Origin of the sequence: Janthinobacterium sp. YR213 (genome assembly GCF_900099875.1) — a bacterium.
GTDB classification, from domain to species: Bacteria; Pseudomonadota; Gammaproteobacteria; order Burkholderiales; family Burkholderiaceae_D; genus Janthinobacterium; species Janthinobacterium lividum.
The window spans coordinates 787,725-803,836 of the sequence record NZ_FNDA01000003.1 but is presented as its reverse complement, the minus strand read 5'-3'; the positions used below and the strand labels follow the sequence as shown (position 1 = coordinate 803,836).

At 64.5% G+C, this 16,112-nt stretch carries 16 protein-coding genes; 7 read left to right on the top strand and 9 right to left on the bottom strand.

The genetic code is table 11. From position 1 onward, the window contains the following. Positions 1–22: 22 nt before the first annotated feature. The 3 genes from BLT98_RS17540 (at position 23) to BLT98_RS17530 (ending at position 1,937) form a co-directional block, all read left to right on the top strand. Positions 23–544 (top strand): peroxiredoxin family protein, encoded by a 522-nt coding sequence (locus BLT98_RS17540; RefSeq protein ID WP_092609819.1) that lies wholly within the window; start codon positions 23–25, stop codon positions 542–544. A gap of 110 nt (positions 545–654) precedes the next feature. Continuing rightward, positions 655–1,245, top strand: coding sequence for a sigma-70 family RNA polymerase sigma factor (locus tag BLT98_RS17535; protein ID WP_034782766.1), 591 nt, complete (start codon positions 655–657; stop codon positions 1,243–1,245). Then, positions 1,242–1,937 (top strand): anti-sigma factor, encoded by a 696-nt coding sequence (locus BLT98_RS17530; RefSeq protein WP_092609816.1) that lies wholly within the window; start codon positions 1,242–1,244, stop codon positions 1,935–1,937. Before BLT98_RS17535 ends, BLT98_RS17530 begins: the two co-directional genes overlap by 4 nt. A gap of 2 nt (positions 1,938–1,939) precedes the next feature. Here the strand turns inward: BLT98_RS17530 and BLT98_RS17525 are convergent, their stop codons facing one another. Together BLT98_RS17525 and BLT98_RS17520 are read right to left on the bottom strand one after the other, a co-directional pair. Beyond that, on the bottom strand, positions 1,940–2,362 hold the full coding sequence (locus BLT98_RS17525) for a PaaI family thioesterase (protein ID WP_034782761.1): 423 nt from the start codon (positions 2,360–2,362) through the stop codon (positions 1,940–1,942). An 84-nt stretch (positions 2,363–2,446) separates the two neighbouring features. Next, positions 2,447–3,604 (bottom strand): PepSY-associated TM helix domain-containing protein, encoded by a 1,158-nt coding sequence (locus tag BLT98_RS17520; protein ID WP_092609813.1) that lies wholly within the window; start codon positions 3,602–3,604, stop codon positions 2,447–2,449. Between the two features lie 150 nt (positions 3,605–3,754). On the opposite strand from BLT98_RS17520, the gene BLT98_RS17515 reads away from it, so the two are divergent. Together BLT98_RS17515 and BLT98_RS17510 are read left to right on the top strand one after the other, a co-directional pair. After that, entirely contained in the window at positions 3,755–4,111 is a 357-nt protein-coding gene (locus BLT98_RS17515; RefSeq protein WP_070257894.1) for a hypothetical protein, read from the top strand. 91 nt (positions 4,112–4,202) lie between these two features. Continuing rightward, positions 4,203–6,359, top strand: coding sequence for a TonB-dependent receptor (locus BLT98_RS17510; protein WP_092609810.1), 2,157 nt, complete (start codon positions 4,203–4,205; stop codon positions 6,357–6,359). A 68-nt stretch (positions 6,360–6,427) separates the two neighbouring features. Here BLT98_RS17510 and BLT98_RS17505 read toward each other — a convergent pair whose 3' ends face one another. From BLT98_RS17505 to BLT98_RS17490, 4 genes are all read right to left on the bottom strand, one after another. Next, complete coding sequence (locus tag BLT98_RS17505; RefSeq protein WP_092609806.1) at positions 6,428–7,090, bottom strand: uracil-DNA glycosylase; 663 nt, start codon at positions 7,088–7,090, stop codon at positions 6,428–6,430. A 143-nt stretch (positions 7,091–7,233) separates the two neighbouring features. Continuing rightward, positions 7,234–8,250 (bottom strand): lipoyl synthase, encoded by a 1,017-nt coding sequence (lipA, locus tag BLT98_RS17500; RefSeq protein ID WP_034782748.1) that lies wholly within the window; start codon positions 8,248–8,250, stop codon positions 7,234–7,236. 39 nt (positions 8,251–8,289) lie between these two features. Further along, the gene (lipB, locus tag BLT98_RS17495; protein WP_092609803.1) at positions 8,290–8,994 is read right to left on the bottom strand and encodes a lipoyl(octanoyl) transferase LipB; all 705 of its coding nucleotides are present in this window, start codon (positions 8,992–8,994) and stop codon (positions 8,290–8,292) included. Between the two features lie 75 nt (positions 8,995–9,069). Continuing rightward, positions 9,070–10,542, bottom strand: coding sequence for a MocR-like pyridoxine biosynthesis transcription factor PdxR (locus BLT98_RS17490; RefSeq protein ID WP_092609800.1), 1,473 nt, complete (start codon positions 10,540–10,542; stop codon positions 9,070–9,072). A gap of 125 nt (positions 10,543–10,667) precedes the next feature. On the opposite strand from BLT98_RS17490, the gene BLT98_RS17485 reads away from it, so the two are divergent. Then, a complete protein-coding gene (locus BLT98_RS17485) occupies positions 10,668–11,867 on the top strand; it encodes a multidrug effflux MFS transporter (protein WP_092609797.1) in 1,200 nt (399 codons plus the stop codon). Here BLT98_RS17485 and BLT98_RS17480 read toward each other — a convergent pair. The 3 genes from BLT98_RS17480 to BLT98_RS17470 all read right to left on the bottom strand — a co-directional run bounded on the left by BLT98_RS17480 (position 11,860) and on the right by BLT98_RS17470 (position 14,973). Further along, positions 11,860–12,156, bottom strand: coding sequence for a DUF493 family protein (locus BLT98_RS17480; protein WP_034782741.1), 297 nt, complete (start codon positions 12,154–12,156; stop codon positions 11,860–11,862). The two genes, BLT98_RS17485 and BLT98_RS17480, sit on opposite strands and share 8 nt — an antisense overlap. Before the next feature lie 321 nt (positions 12,157–12,477). Then, positions 12,478–14,220 carry a DUF6600 domain-containing protein gene (locus tag BLT98_RS17475; RefSeq protein WP_092609794.1) on the bottom strand — a complete coding sequence of 581 codons (1,743 nt, stop codon included), beginning with the start codon at positions 14,218–14,220 and terminating at the stop codon, positions 12,478–12,480. A 111-nt stretch (positions 14,221–14,331) separates the two neighbouring features. After that, positions 14,332–14,973 (bottom strand): LysE family transporter, encoded by a 642-nt coding sequence (locus tag BLT98_RS17470; RefSeq protein ID WP_070257886.1) that lies wholly within the window; start codon positions 14,971–14,973, stop codon positions 14,332–14,334. Positions 14,974–15,154: 181 nt separating this feature from the next. On the opposite strand from BLT98_RS17470, the gene BLT98_RS17465 reads away from it, so the two are divergent. Beyond that, on the top strand, positions 15,155–16,102 hold the full coding sequence (locus BLT98_RS17465) for a DUF808 domain-containing protein (RefSeq protein WP_034752497.1): 948 nt from the start codon (positions 15,155–15,157) through the stop codon (positions 16,100–16,102). Positions 16,103–16,112: the final 10 nt, after the last annotated feature.

Genomic DNA, 16,112 nt, shown 5'->3' with positions numbered 1-16,112 from the left:
TAGCGCTACTCTATTGAAAACCATGTCAACTTCGCCATCCGCAAGCAAGTCCTGGATCAAACCAGCCCTGATCGCCGTCTTCGTGGCGGGCGTGGCGGCGGTAGCCTACCTGTCGCTGAATGACAAGCAAAGCGCGCCGGACGTGACGTTCCACGGCATCCATGGCGAGAAAATCACCTCGGCCAGCCTGCGCGGCAAGGTGGTGATGGTCAATTTCTGGGCTACCTCGTGCACCACCTGCGTGGCGGAAATGCCGGACATGGTCGATACCTACAACAAGTACAAGGGGCAGGGACTGGAATTCGTGGCCGTGGCCATGAAATACGATCCGGCCAACTACGTGCTGAACTTCGCCGAAACGCGCCAGTTGCCGTTCAAGGTGGCGCTCGACGTGACGGGCGAGGCGGCCAAGGCCTACGGCGACGTGGCCCTGACGCCCACCACCTTCGTGCTCGACAAGCAGGGCAAGATCCTCAAGCGCTATGTGGGCAAGCCGGAATTCGCGGAACTGCACAAGCTGCTGGAAACCGCCATCGCCGGTTGATCCAACGCAAAAATACCCGCTCTACACCGCACAAAACCCTGTTGCCAAGTGTTGCCAAACTGTTATAACCTTCCCAAGTGTGATTTCCACTCACCTTGTGAAGGCCAGCCGTGTCCCCAGCCGCCCAATCGCTCGACCCGCAGCAACTGAAAACCTGGCTGCTTGCCGCCGGCAACAAGGACGCCACCGCGTTCCGCCAGCTCTATCACTCCACCTCATCGAAACTGTTTGGCTTCGCGCTGCGTATATTGCATAAGCAAGAGCTCGCTGAAGAAGCCTTGCAAGAGGGGTTCGTCGCCATCTGGAACAATGCCGCCACTTACCAGAGCCATCTGGCGGCGCCGATGACCTGGATGGCCACCATCGTGCGCAACAAGGCGTTCGATGTGCTGCGGCGCAGCGACGATACCGTGGAAATCGATGCCGAACAGTTTGATAGCGAAGTCATGAATGCACTCCGGGATCCCCAGGCCACGCCGATCGAGTCGCTGCAGCTGAGCGGTGACGCCAAGGCGCTGGCGTTTTGCATGTCCGCCCTGGAAGGGCTGCACCGGCAGGTGGTCGCCCTGGCCTTCTATCACGACCTGTCGCACAGCGAAGTGGCGCAGCAGATGTCGCTGCCGATCGGCACCGTGAAGACCTGGATACGCCGCAGCCTGGAACGGCTGCGCACGTGCCTGGCGAAACGGGAGGCATCATGAATATCCGAGGCAATGACGTGCTGCGCCAGAAACTGGCGTCCGAATACGTGCTGGGCACCCTGAAAGGGGGCGCGCGGCGGCGTTTCGAAGGCTGGCTGCACAATGACGCCGACTTGCGCAATATCACGGCCGAATGGCGCCAGCGCCTGGAACCGATGGCGGAATTTGCCACGCCCGTGGCGCCGCCCAAACGCGTGTGGCAGCAGATCGAGCAGCGCCTGCACCTGGCGCCGCAGGGCGGCTGGTCGTTGTGGCGCGATTCGCTGTCGTTCTGGCGTTCGCTGGGCATGGCGTCGAGCGCCATCGCCGCGCTGCTGGTCATCGTCGTGGCCACGCGCGTGATGGACGCGCCGCAGATCAGCTATGTCGCCAGCCTGACGGACGAGAAAGCGCAAACGGCCCTGCTGCTGACGGCCGACAGCCGCCACGGCGCGCTCGAGGTGCGCATGGTGGGCAACGCGCCCGTGCCTGCTGACCGTGACCTGGAACTGTGGGCCGTGCCGAAGAGCGGCAACCCGCGCTCCTTGGGTTTATTGGCCGACAAGGGCAGCGTGAAACTGGCATTGTCCCAGCGCGCCATTGGCAACGACGTGGCCCTGCTGGCCGTCACCCTGGAGCCGAAAGGCGGTTCGCCCGATCCGAACGGACCGACGGGACCAATCTTGTACAAGGGTAACTGGGTGAAAATTTAGTCTTATTTAGGATACAGAATCATCTGCGTGCAGCGGAACAGGGCAATCGTCTTGCCCGTTTCCTTGCTTTTCACCACGGCATCCCACACCTGCGTGTTGCGGCCCTTGTGCTCAACCTTGGCGGTGCAGGTGAGCGTGCCTTCGCGGGCCGTGCCCAGGTGGTTCGATTTCAGTTCGATGGTCGTGAAATTGCTCGCGCCCTCGGGCAGGTTGACGATGCAGCCATAGCCAGAAGCCGTGTCGGCCAGGGTCACCACGCTGCCCGCGTGCAGATAGCCATTTGGCGCCAGCAAATGCGGCAGCACGGGCAATTCCGCCGTCAGCTGGCCGTCGCCCACTTCCGTGATGACGATGCCCAGGTGGCCGGGCAGGCGGCCGGTGCCGCGTTCATTCAACATTGCTACGGTAATCTCGGGATTGCTCATGCTGGTCCTTGTGCGGGTGAATCCGGGATCCGCCGGAAAATACTATGATGATAGCAACTTTCCCCGCATCGGTTTGGCGGCCGCTTATTTCCGGCCGCGCCGCCGTTTCCACCACACCAGCGTCCCCGTCAGCATGAACAGCAGCGGCATCAGGCCGAAGACGGTAATGAAGGCGCGCCCGGCCGCGCCAAACGCCTGGCCCGAATGCAGGGGGAATTGCCAGCCCAGGAAAACGTCGCCGGCCGGCGCCCGCAAGGGGTCGCGTATGCGCAGGGGCAAGCCGCTGCGCGCATCCAGGGTGATGCGCGTGGCGCCGTCGCCGTGGGCGATTTCACCGGGCTGGCGCACGCGCACGTCATACGGCTGGTCCTTTTTCGCCGGCAGCACGATGCGCGACACCCGCGCCTGTGGATACAGCTTCTGCGCGGCGGCCATGGCCTGGCCCGCATCGAGCACGGCGCCGTCCTGCTGCACATTCTTCAGTTTGGCCGTGTCCGGCACCGTCGACACGAGCGCCACCAGCGGCACGATCAATTGCGGCAAATTGAAATAGATGCCGGAAATGGCGAGCATGGCCAGCACGGGCGCGGCAAAGAAACCGGCTGCCTTGTGGAACGTATAGTTGAAGCGCGGCCAGGAGCCGCCATGCGACACCGTCAAGGCGCGCTTGAGCGCCAGCCACTGCAGGCGCGGCCACCACAGATAGATGCCGCTCAAGGCCATCAGCAGCAGCATCACGCCCGAGATGCCCGTAATGGTCTTGCCCGCGTCGCCCGACAGCAGATAGCGGTGCAGATGAAACATGCCCGACATCAGCAGCGGGCGCGTGAGGCCGAAACGCCCCCAGTCGCGCTCGCCTTTGACTTGCAAGGTGTAGGGATCGACCATCACCTGGCGCACGATGGCCTGGCTGAACGGCGATGGCGTGCCCGCCTGGCGGTATGAGGCCACGTACACGTCGCGCGCATCGGCCGGTGGATTGAGCTGGCTCGGCTTGCCGTAGGCAGGGTCGGCCGTGAGCCCGTCCACCACGGCTTGCAGCGTGCGCGGCGTGACCTGGAACACCTGGCCAGGCGCCGGCGTACTCGCCTGCAACAGTGTGGGATTGAGCCAGGCATCGAGTTCCGGCATCCAGGCGATGGCGGACCCCGTCAAGCCCAACAGGACGAACAGGGCGCCAAACCACAGGCCCGCATACAGGTGCAGCTTGGCAAACAACCACTTGATCGAACGTTGCGACATGGAAACTTTGGGAAATTTGGGCTGCGAAACGATAGCATGAAAGGCCCGGAGTGAAAATCATTATCAGCTGGCATTCTGTCCTGCCCACGCAGCGCAAATGAATTGCAACAAGCGCTGACAGCGGGGCGATTTTCTTGCTACTATGCGCCCATGTCTTCCCGCCAGCCCACCCGCACGCCTTACGGCGAGCCTGCCCATCACGGTGCCGCCGCCCTCGCGCGCACGCCGTGGCGGCTATGCGTGGCGCTGTTCAGCGCGCTGGCCCTCGTGTTCCTGCTGTCGACGGCCGCCTCGCACCTGCACAAGACGACCCTCGACGCGGAAGAGTGCGCGCTGTGCGCCACCGTCATCGACAAGGTGGCCGACATCGCCGTGCCGCCGGCCATCGTCGAGCCGCCCGCCCAATTACTGCCGTACCGCCTGCTGGCCCTGGCGCCCGCCACCCTGGCACCCATCGCCGCCCTCATCCTGCCGCCCGTGCGCGGCCCGCCTGCCGCCTCGTTGTAGTTCCCACGCTGTTTTTATCCTTTTTCAGGCTGCACCGCCGCGTCCTCATGCGCGCCGGGCTGCCTGGCGTAGACTATTTTCGAGGTTCACCATGCAACACACACCACGCTTGAGCGCGCTGTCGCTCGCCCTTGCCAGCCTGTTCAGCTTTTCCGCCCACGCCGCCGAGCCTGCCGAAGCCAGTGCCGATACCGCACCGCAAGACATGCAAAAGGTGGAAGTCACCTCCGCCCATTTGAAAAGCGCCCGCATCGAGCTGTCGCCGAAAGTCGGCACCACCATCTACAGCATCGACAGTCACATGGTCGACATGCTGGGCCAGGGCGACAACACGCCATTCAATGAAGTGCTGCTGCGCCTGCCGGGCGTATCGCAGGATTCTAAGGGTTCCGGCGCCCTGCACGTGCGCGACGACCATGCCAACGTGCAATACCGCATCAATGGCGTGCAGTTGCCAGAAAGCATCAGCGGCTTCGGCCAGTCGATCGATACGCGTTTGATCGACAAGACGGATTTCATGACGGGCGCCTTGCCGGCCCAGTTCGGCCTGCGCACGGCCGGCATTGTCGACATCGAAACGAAGGAGGGCGGCTTGAGCCCTGGCGGGCGCATCGGCATCATGGTCGGCAGCCACGACCATGTGGAACCGAGTGCCGAATTTTTTGGCAGCGTGGGCAAGTTCAATTACTACCTGTCCGGCAGCTACCTGGGCAATTCCCTGGGCGTGGAAAACCCGCAAGACACGCGCAGCGCCCTGCACGACAAGACGCGCCAGAACAAATCGTTCGGCAGCCTGTCGTATTTCCTCGACGACAATACGCGCCTGGGCGCCATGTTCGGCACCTACAACGGCCGCTTCCAGATCCCGAACAATCCGGATCAGGCGCCGGGCTTCTCGCTGGCTGGCCACAGCGATGCGCAGGCGGGCACGTCCAGTATCCCGTCGTCGCAGCTGAATGAAAACCAGCGCGAAGTGAACCGCTTCCTCGTGCTGTCGCTGCAAAAGAGCCTGGGCGACCTCAATTACCAGGTTTCCGCCTTCCACCAGTATTCGGAACTGCACTTCACACCGGACGCCATCGGCGACCTGATCTACAACGGCGTGGCATCGGACTCGCGCCGCGCGAACAGCGCCTCGGGCGCCCAGTTCGACATCAGCTACAAATTGCACCAGGACCACACCGTGCGCGCGGGCCTGGCCTACACGCGCCAGAAGACGACCAGCGACAACACGGTGGCTGTCTTCCCCGCGCTGGACGGCGCGCAAACGTCCACCACACCCATCACGGTACTGGACAACAGCGGCAAGACGGGCACCCTGGCCAGTTTCTACCTGCAGGATGAATGGCATATCAGTAAACCCCTGACCCTGAACTATGGCGCCCGCTTCGACAAGGTCTCGGCCTACACCAGCGAGCAGCAATGGAGCCCGCGCGTCAACCTGGCGTATCAACTGGCGCCGGGCACGGCCCTGCACGCCGGCTATTCGCGCTACTTCACGCCGCCGCCGCAGGAACTGGCGGCGCAAGGCAGCATCGACCTGTATGCGAACACGACGAATGCGCCGGAAATCGGCCAGTCGGACAACGTCAAGGCCGAGCGCACGCACTACTACGACGTCGGCATCAGCCACCAGGTGAATGCGAAACTGACCGTGACGGCCGATGTGTACTATAAAAAGATCAACAATCTGCTGGACGAAGGCCAGTTCGGCCAGGCGCTGATCCTGACGCCATTCAACTATGCGGATGGCTACGCCAAGGGCCTGGAATTGTCGGCCATTTACAGCGAGAAAAACTGGGGCCTGTTCCTCAACGCCAGCACGCAAAAGGCGCAGGGCCGCAACATCAATTCGGGCCAGGCCCTGTTTGGCGCCGATGAGTTGAACTACATCAGCAAGAACTATGTCTACCTCGATCATGACCAGAAATACACGCTATCGGGCGGTGGCCATTATCACTTTGGCGATTCGCAAGTGAGCGCTGACTTCCTTTACGGCAGCGGCCTGCGCATGACCCCGGACGGCGGCGCACCGAATTCCGGCCATCTGCCCGGCTATTTCACCGTCAACACGGCGCTTACGCACACGTGGAAAAATACGCCGGTCGGCAAGGTCGAGGGACGTCTGGCCTTGATCAACCTGTTCGACAAGTCGTATCTGCTGCGCGACGGTTCCGGCGTGGGCGTGGGAGCGCCGCAGTACGGTGCCCGCCGCAGCATCTATGCCGGCTTGTCGACAAGCTTCTAAGAGTTACGCGCGAAGACAGCGGCAGGGAGCAACGCCTGCCGCTGTCGGTTGCCGTACGGTTCCAGGAATTATCCCCAGGCGATGGCCGCCTGGCCATGCGCTTGCAGGTAAGCATTCGCCAGGCTGAATGGCTTGCTGCCAAAGAAACCTTTGCTTGCCGACAAGGGAGACGGATGGGGCGCCGCCAGCACCAGGTGCTTGCCGGGGTCGATCAGGCTGCGCTTCGCTTGCGCGTAGCCGCCCCACAGGATGAAAACCAGGTGCTCGCGCTCGGCGGACAGGTGGCGGATCGCGCTGTCCGTCAATTTCTCCCACCCCTTGGCCGCGTGCGAACCGGCCGTGCCCGCGCGCACCGTCAGCACACTGTTGAGCAAAAATACCCCTTGCTCGGCCCAATCGGACAAATCCGTACGCGTGCGCACCACGCCTGCGTCGCTATGTAATTCCTTGAAGATATTCTGCAGGCTCGGCTGCGGCGGCTTGCCTTCGGGAATGGAAAAACACAGGCCCATGGCCGCGCCGGGCGTGTGATACGGGTCTTGTCCCAGGATCACCACCTTGACTTGCTCGAACGGCGTCAGGTCGAACGCCCGGAAGATGGTTTTCCCCGGCGGACAACACGGCCCTGCCGCATACTCTTCCTTCACGAAGGCGGCCAGGCGTTCCCAGTAAGGCTGGGCAAACTCGCCCTCCAGCCGCGCCTTCCACGATGCGTCGATGCGTACGTCCATGCCTCACCTCATCACTTATCCGTCAATCATGCTTTTTCAGCATGCCAGTATAGGACGCCCGGCCGGATGAGGCACATACGATTCGAACAGGCAAAAAAAAAGCCGCCAGCGCGAGCGGGCGGCTTTGATACAGCACAAGGTGCTTAGAAATTCAGCGCCGATTCCACGCCGGCGCTGTGCGCCTGTTCATCCGCGTGGTACGAGCTGCGCACCATGGCGCCCACGGCAGCGTGGGTGAAGCCCATCTTGTACGCTTCTTCCTCGAACATTTTAAAGACGTCCGGATGCACGTAGCGGCGCACGGGCAAGTGGCTGTTCGATGGCGCCAGGTACTGGCCGATGGTCAGCATGTCGATGTCGTGCTCGCGCATGTCGCGCATGACTTGCAGGATTTCCTCGTCCGTCTCACCCAGGCCCACCATGATGCCGGACTTGGTTTTCACGTCCGGGTACATGGCCTTGAAATCTTTCAGCAGCTTCAGCGAGTGCATGTAGTCGGAGCCGGGACGGGCTTCCTTGTACAGGCGCGGCGCCGTTTCCAGGTTGTGATTCATGACGTCAGGCAAGCCATCCTTGAACAGGTTCAGGGCTTTTTCCAGGCGGCCACGGAAGTCGGGCACCAGCACTTCGATGCGGGTGTTCGGCGACAGGGCGCGCGTTTGCTGGATGCACTCGACGAAATGGCCGGCGCCGCCGTCGCGCAAGTCATCGCGGTCGACGGAGGTGATGACGACGTAGTTCAGACGCAGCTTGGCGATGGTTTTCGACAGGTTGGCCGGCTCTTCCTTGTCCAGCGGGTCCGGGCGGCCATGGCCGACGTCGCAGAACGGGCAGCGGCGCGTGCACTTGTCGCCCATGATCATGAAGGTGGCCGTGCCCTTGCCGAAACATTCGCCGATGTTCGGGCAGCTGGCTTCCTCGCACACCGTCACGAGTTTGTTTTCGCGCAGGATGTCCTTGATTTCATAGAAGCGCGTCGATGCCGAGGCGGCCTTGACGCGGATCCAGTCCGGCTTTTTCAGGCGCTCGACTTGCTCGATCGGAATGATCTTGATCGGGATGCGCGAAGTCTTGCTGGCGCCTTTTTGCTTTTCGCTCGGGTTGTACGCGGGAGCGGCAGTAGCGGCGGGGGCGGTGCTGGAAATGGTCTCAGAAGTCATGGCTGCAAGCCCTTGAGGGGCAAAGTTTGGTTTGTTTGCTCAGGCATCCGCTGCCTGAGGCGCGCCTGCGGCGCTGTTTGCTTCGCTTACATCGAGTAATACGGTCAATTCATGGGCCAGGGCCCGCTGCACCTCGGCCAGCGGCACCACGACGCCCATGCTGCGCATGTCCACCGTCTTCAGGCCGGAATAGCCGCACGGGTTAATCCAGGAAAACGGCGCCAGGTCCATCGCCACGTTGAGCGATACGCCATGGTAGGTGCAGCCGTTGCCGCGCACTTTCAACCCCAGCGCGGCGATCTTCGCACCCTTGTCTGGTCCGCCGGCAAGATAGATGCCAGGCGCGCCATCGATGCGCTCGCCAGCGAGATTATACGCCGCCAGCACGTTGATGATGGCTTGCTCGATTTTATGCACGAACTGGCGCGCATACAGCTTGCCGCCCGGCTTGTTGCGGCGCAAGTCCATCAGCAGGTAAATCACCACCTGGCCGGGACCGTGGAACGTGACTTCGCCGCCACGGTCCGTCTGCACCACGGGGATCGCGTCAGCTCCCGCCAGCAAATGGCCGCGGTCGGCAGCCAGGCCCAGGGTGAACACGGGCGGATGCTCGACGATCCACAATTCGTCGCGCGTCTCCGTCGTGCGCGCGTCGGTGAAGGCGCGCATGGCGGCAAAGGTGGGCTCGTAATCGACGCGGCCCAGCTCGCGGATCAGCGCCGGTTCGGTTCGGGTGGTGGTCATGACGGATTCTGTAATCAGCTGCCGGCGCCCTGCGGACGCTGCGGCGAAGCCGTGATTATAAGCCAGGCAGCCGTTTCATTCCGGGACGGACTCTGGCAACAGCAGCAATCTGCCCAATTTTTGTGCAGCATGGCGTATCTGGGCCGCATTCAGGGCCGTGTAGCCGAGCAGCACGGCCGGCGCCAGCTTGGCGCTATGGCAAAAATCGCCGAGCGGCTGCAGCGCCAGTCCCTCTTGCGCCGCGCGCGCGCAAAATGCCCGCTCGTCGCTGCCTGGCGGCAGCCACAGCACGCAATGAAAGCCCGCCTGCTGGCCGGAAATGGCGTAGCGGCCGGGAGCCGTCTGCTCGAGGCAGGCCAGCAGCAGGTCGCGCCGTTCCTTGTAGGCCAGCCGCGCCTGGCGCAAATGGCGCACGAAAGCGCCGTCTTCCATCCAGGCGGACAGCGCCAGCTGCTCCGTCACGCCCACGGACCTGCCCGTCAACTGCAGGGTGCGCAGCAACTGCGGGCGCAAGGCGGGCGGCAGCACCATGAAGCCCACGCGCAGGCCGGCAAACAGGGTCTTGTTGAAACTGCCACAGTAAATCACGCGCTGGTACTGATCCAGCGCCTTCAGGGCTGCCAGCGGCGCGCTCTGGTAATTGAATTCGCTGTCGTAATCGTCTTCCACCACCCAGGCGCCGCTGTCGTTCGCCCATTCCAGCAAGGCCAGGCGGCGCGTGACGGACATGGTCACGCCCAGCGGCGACTGGTGCGCCGGCGTCACATACGCGAGGCTGGCGTCCGCATGCGCGGCCAGGGCGGCGCAATCGATGCCTTCGGCGTCGACGGCAATGTCCACCGGCACGGCACCAGCGAGGACGAACAGGGCGCGCGCGGCGGGGTAGCCGGGCTCTTCCAGGCAAACCTTGTCGCCATCGCGCACGATGCTGCGCGCCAGCAAGTCGATCGCGTGGCGGATGCCGGTGGTGACAACGATGTCTTGCGGGTCGCAGCGGATGCCGCGGTACTTGGCAAGAAAATCGGCGATCTGCTGGCGCAGCTGGGGCAGGCCGGCCGGATCGGCGCTGCACAGCTGTTCCGGCGTGGCGGCGGCCAGGGCCCGCGTGGCGCACTTGGACCAGGCGGCCATGGGAAACAGGCTGGCGTCGGCGCGCCGCGCCACGAAGGGCAAGCCGTCGCGCACACCCGTATCGGACACAGGTATCGGCGCGGAAAATGTCCCGGCTGGGGTGACATCCGCAAATCCTGCCATCAAGAAGCGTTCCGGCACGACGGCGCACACGCGCGTGCCGGAACCGGGCACGCGCGTCACGTACGCCTCAGCATGCAGGCGGTCGAACACGGTTTCAATGGTGCCGCGCGACAACTCCCACCGTTCCGCCAGGGTACGGCTGGACGGCAAACGGCTGCCCGCCGGCAGCATCTTCGTCAGGATGGCCGAACGCAGCGCTTCATACGCGCCATCCTGCTTGTTGACGCCCGCCTTGTCGAGCCAGCTGGTGGGACGAGGCAAGTCCAGGGCGTGTGGTGATTTTCCTCGCGGCATGATAATCGTCCAAGTGGTCCAATGAGTTTTCTGATGACTGGCACTTCGCATTACACCACAAACATTCTACTCTCACCGCTCCGGTGCGCCAGCGGGGCGCACGCTTGCATGGATCGTGTAAAACAATGCAGAAACAAATCGCTTTATGGGCCTGGGGCGGCATCGTGCTGCTGCTGGTCTGCCTGTCGCGCATCAGCATCGACATCTATCTGCCTTCGCTGCCGGCCATGGCCGATGCCCTGCACGCCAGCGATGCACAGTTGCAACTGACCCTGAGCCTGTTCATGGCCGGCTCGGCCGTCTCGATGCTCGCTTGCGGGCCGCTGGCCGACCGTTACGGGCGCCGCCCCGTGCTGCTGGCCGGCACGGGCATTTATGTGCTCGCCAGCATCGTCTGCACCGTGACCACCGACGTCCACGTGCTGATCGCCGCGCGCGTGCTGCAAGCGTTCGGCGGCTGCAGCGGCACCATCATCGGCCGGGTGATGGTGCGCGACCGTTTTGATCCCGCCACGCAGGCGCGCATGCTGGGGAGAATATCGATGGTGATGGGCTTGTCGCCGATCCTGGCGCCGCTGGCCGGCAGCCTGCTCGATGCGGCGTTCGGCTGGCGCGCCGTGTTTGGCGTGCTGTGCCTGCTGGGAGCGCTGTCGCTGGGACTGATCGCCGCGTATGTGCCGGAAACCAGGCCGGCCAGCGTCGTCCCCCAGGGAAATACCCTGGCCCTGTACCGGCGCCTGCTGGGCGACGCGTATTTCCTGCGCTATGCGCTGGCCATCGGCTTTGTGTATTGCACGTATTTCCCGTTCATCGCGGAATCGTCCGTGCTGTTGCAAAGGGGCATGCACCTGTCGCCGCGCGCGTATGCGCTGGTGTTCGCGCTGACGGTCAGCGGCTATGTGGCGGGATCGAGCCTGTTCCGCGCACTGGGACCGCGCCTGGGCGCCGACCATATGCTGGGCGTGGCGGTGCTGATCAATGTGGCGGGCGCGGCCAGCCTGTTGCTGGCGGGTAGTCTGGCGCCGCAGCACGTGGCGTCGCTGGTGGCGCCGATGCTGCTGGTGATGGTGTCGGTGGGCATGGCCATCCCGGCCTGCCAGCTGGCCGTGCTGCAGCCGTATGGCGATCAGGCGGGCAGCGCCTCGGGCCTGTTCTTCTTCGTGCAGATGCTCATCACGGCCGCCTGCGGCGCCGTCATCGCCGCCATCACGGACGGCAGCGAAAAGCCGCTGCTGTGGGTAACGGCGGCGGCCAGCGCGGCCTTTGCCCTCGTGTGGCGGCTGACGAAACGCCAGCCCGCCAGGGCAACAGCATGTCTTACATGACGATCTTGACCATCGGGTGGCCCGACAGCGCCATGTACAGGGCGTCGAGCTGCTCGCGGCTGACGGCGCGCACGGTGACGGTCAGGCCCGTGTAATTGCCCTTGCCCGATGGGCGCTCTTCCATACGGCCGGCGTGGAAGGTCGGATCGTGGCTGATGACCAGTTCCAGCATGGTCGGCGCGAAGTCGACATGCGTCGGGCCCATGATCTTGATGGGAAAGTCGCTCGGGTACTCGATCAGCGATTCGCTGGGAGGAATCGTCACTTCGGTGGGTGGGGTGGTTTGCATGGGAAATCCAATCAGTGCCGGTCAGAACAGACGGCGCAGCGCATAGCGCGCGGCGGCTGCATAAAAACGTATTGTAGCCAACTTTGAGGGCGGCTGCGCCCGTTGCGATGACACACACGGCACGGCAAAAAAAAAGCCAGCTGGGTAAGCTGGCGAAAAACTATTTCGTTTGGACAAAATAGCCGGAAAATCGGTGCTGTCACTTGGAGGATAAGCAGTGGTCGTACTGTAGACAAACCACGGCGGCTTTACCTCCGGTATGTGACGAACTGCGCATTTTGCGGCTTGAACGTCGATACGGCGCGACAGACGGCACGGCCGTCAGCGCTCCACTTCCTGCATCCGGCCATTGCGGCCGGGACCGCCGCGCTCATGGTTGCGCTCACGCGGCGGCATCGGGCGCTCGGCACTGCGCGCCTCCTGTGGCGCACGCGCGGCAGGCGCAGGCATGGCTGGCGGCGGCGCCGTTTGCAGCACTTCGCGGCGGGGGCCACGTTCCGCGCGGTCCGGGCGCGGCGCATCAAATTGGCGTTCCATGACGGGGCGCGGCAGTGGCCGCTCGGCACGGGGCCGCTGCTCGCCACGCCAGCCGGGGTGCGCCACCGGGTCTTGCACGGGTGGCAGGGCCGGCATCGCCGGCATCACGGGCTGGGGCGGCACCGGCGGCTGTTGCGGCTGTGCCGGCACGGGCGGGCGGTTCGGCTGCATGGGACGGGGCGCCATATGCGTCTGGCCATCGTCCGTCTGCAAGCGGCCAGGGCGGTTGCCCCAGTCGCGCCGGAACTCCCTGTCGCCGCGCGGCGCATCGGAAGGACGCTGCCAGTTGCCCGCCGGCGCAGGCGCCGTGCCCAACGGCAAGCTTTGCATGACGGGCGGCGGCATGGTGGTGCGGTTACGGCGCGGCACGTCGACCGTGCGCGCGCCGCCAAAACGCTCGCCCGGCAGCATCGTCATGCCTGCACGGCGTTCGCGTTCGCCCGCCACAGGGCGGCGCCCTTCGGCGACGCGGTTGATGCGGCGTTCATACTCGGCGCTGGCGCGGTAGCCGGGCACGTAGCGCTCATGCGGCGACAGGGGAAACCAGCCGACGCCAGGGCGCTGGCCATGCTGCGAACCGCGATCAGGCCTGCCGCCGACCCAGCCCACCAGGGCCGGCGCCCAGGGCACGCGGCCGCGCTCGCGCCCCGGTGCCCAGCCCCAGCGGTGGCCCAGCAGCACCCAGCGGCCGTAGTGCGAGGGCGCATAGCCCCACGGCGCATTGTCCACCCAGGTCCAGCCCCACGGCGCGATCCACGTCCAGCGCCCGTCGCTGTACGGCGCCCAGCCGGCCGGCACCGTGCTCGGCAGCCACAAGGGGCCGTATTCCGCGTCGTCCTGCCAGGCGCCGTAGCGGTCCAGCTCTTCATAGCCGGTGGTATCGTCCGTGACATAGCGCAAGGCCGGCGCGGCGGCGGGCAAGGCTTCGGGCCAGTTGTCGAAGGCGATCCTCTGCAAGGCGCCCGTGCGCAATTCCTCGTCCGTCAGCTCGGCGCGCTTGCCGGCGCGCAAGGTCACGCTGCCCGTCGCCCCATCCACGTCGGCCGCCCCGTCGAGCACGCTGACGACGCTGGTGCCGGGCTGGCGCCCCGCCTCGATGCGCACCCAGCCGGGCTGGGTCAGGATCACGCGGGCCTGGCCGGTGGTCAGCTCGAAGCCGCGCAGCGCGTCGGGATTGCGCACGCGCACGCTGACCGTGCCATAGCTGAGATGCAATTTGAAACTGTCGTCATCGAGCTCGCTCACTTCCAGCTCGGAATCGCCATCGAGGCGCACGGCGGCCGCGCCCACGCGCAACTCCGCCAGCGCGCCGCGCTGGGTGGTCAAACAGTTATCCGTGGTGACGGGCCAGTTCAGCAGGGCGTTTTGCGCCTCGCCATCGCCGGCGCGCACCAGCACCTGCCCTTCGACGGTGGAAATGCGCCCCACGCGGGCGGGCGGGTCCTGCGCCAAGGCCAGGGAGCACGCCGACGACAGCAGCACGGCGCACACGGTGTTCAAGAAGGGGGAAGACAGGATCGGACGCATGGCGCGCTCCAGGCAGGACGGACAGAGATGAAAGGTAGACAACACCCCGATTACAGTCCTATCGGGCGGGCATCGCAAGCGGGCTTACAAATGTTTGCAACTTGATCTGGCTCAGGATGCCGCCTGGCCACCGCGCTTGACGAAGAACAATGCCGTGCCGACAGCCATCAGCAAGCCGCCAAAGAAGCGGTTCTGCTTTTTTACGGCGCGCGCGTCGCGGAAAAAGCGTTGCATCGACGAAGCCAGGAAGGCGTAGCTGTGCATGACGACCTGATCAATCGTGCACATGGTGACGGCCAGGATCAGCAGTTGCGGCAGCAGGGGCGCAGCAGGGCTGATGAATTGCGGCAATACCGCCACCATGAAAATGATGCCTTTCGGATTCGTCACATTGGTCAAAAAACCCGTCAGCACGCGCCGGCCCATGGAGGGCACCACGGCGTCGGCATGCAGGTCGCCCGTCACCGCCACCTTGGCGCGCCACTGCGACAGACCCAGGTAGATCAGGTACAAGGCGCCCACCGTCTTGACGATATTGAAGGCCACTTCGGAGGCCAGCAGCAAGGAACCGACGCCGGCGCCGGCGATGCCCAGCACCACCAGCAGCCCCAGCTGCAGGCCGAGAATGGTGGCGCTGGCCTTTTTCACCCCGTACGACAGGCCGTGCGACATCGACAGCACGGCGCCCGAGCCGGGCGAGACGGCGATGATGGAGGCGGCGATGACAAAGGTGATCCAGGTGGCGAAATGCATGCGGTTTCCAAAAAATGGTGACGATGAACAATTTTAACCCGCTCAGTGCGGCCTTGCCGGCCCGCCCTGAGGTAAGATCGCACTCACACACCTCCTTGCCGTACAACCAAGAATAACATCATGAAAAACAACACTTTCCTCGCTCCGCCATGCCCTGCCACCACCGTGGGAGCGCGCTGAGATGGCCGGCTCCAGCCTGCTGGCCCTGCTCGACGACATCGCCAGCATCCTCGACGACGTTTCCCTGATGACCAAGGTGGCCGCCAAGAAGACGGCCGGCGTGCTCGGTGACGACCTGGCCCTGAACGCGCAGCAGGTGGCCGGCGTGCGCGCCGAGCGCGAACTGCCCGTCGTGTGGGCCGTCGCCGTCGGCTCGCTGAAGAACAAGGCCATCCTCGTGCCCGCCGCGCTGGCCATCAGCGCGTTTGCGCCGTGGGCCATCACGCCGCTGCTGATGGTGGGCGGCGCCTACCTGTGCTTCGAAGGCTTCGAAAAGATCGCGCACAAGTATCTGCACCCGGACGACAGCCACAAGGCCGAGCTGGCGCAGGCGCTGCGCGACCCGCAGGTCGACCTCGTCGCGCTGGAAAAGGACAAGATCAAGGGCGCCATCCGCACCGATTTCATTTTGTCGGCGGAAATCATCGTCATCGCCCTGGGCACGGTGGCCGCGGCCACCTTCGCCGAGCAGGTGGCCGTCGTCGTCGGCATCGCCCTCATCATGACAGTGGGTGTGTACGGCCTGGTGGCGGGCATCGTCAAGCTCGATGACGCGGGCTTTTACCTGGCGGCGCGCAAGGGCGCGGGCGCGCTGATGGACGGCGTGCGCGGCTTTGGCCGCATGCTCGTGTCGGCGGCGCCGAAACTGATGAAATTTCTCTCCGTCGTGGGCACCCTGGCCATGTTCATGGTCGGCGGCGGCATCCTGACGCACGGCTGGCCGTGGGCCAGCGGCATGCTGCACCATGCGGAAGCAGCCGTCGGCGGCGTGGCCGGCATCGGTCCCGTGCTGGCCGCCGTCACGCCCAGCCTGATCAACGCGGTGGCCGGCCTCATCGCCGGTGGCCTGGTGCTGGCCGGCGTTACGGCCGTGTCGGCTTTATTGCGCATGGTCAAGCCAAGCAAATAAACTTTCTGGT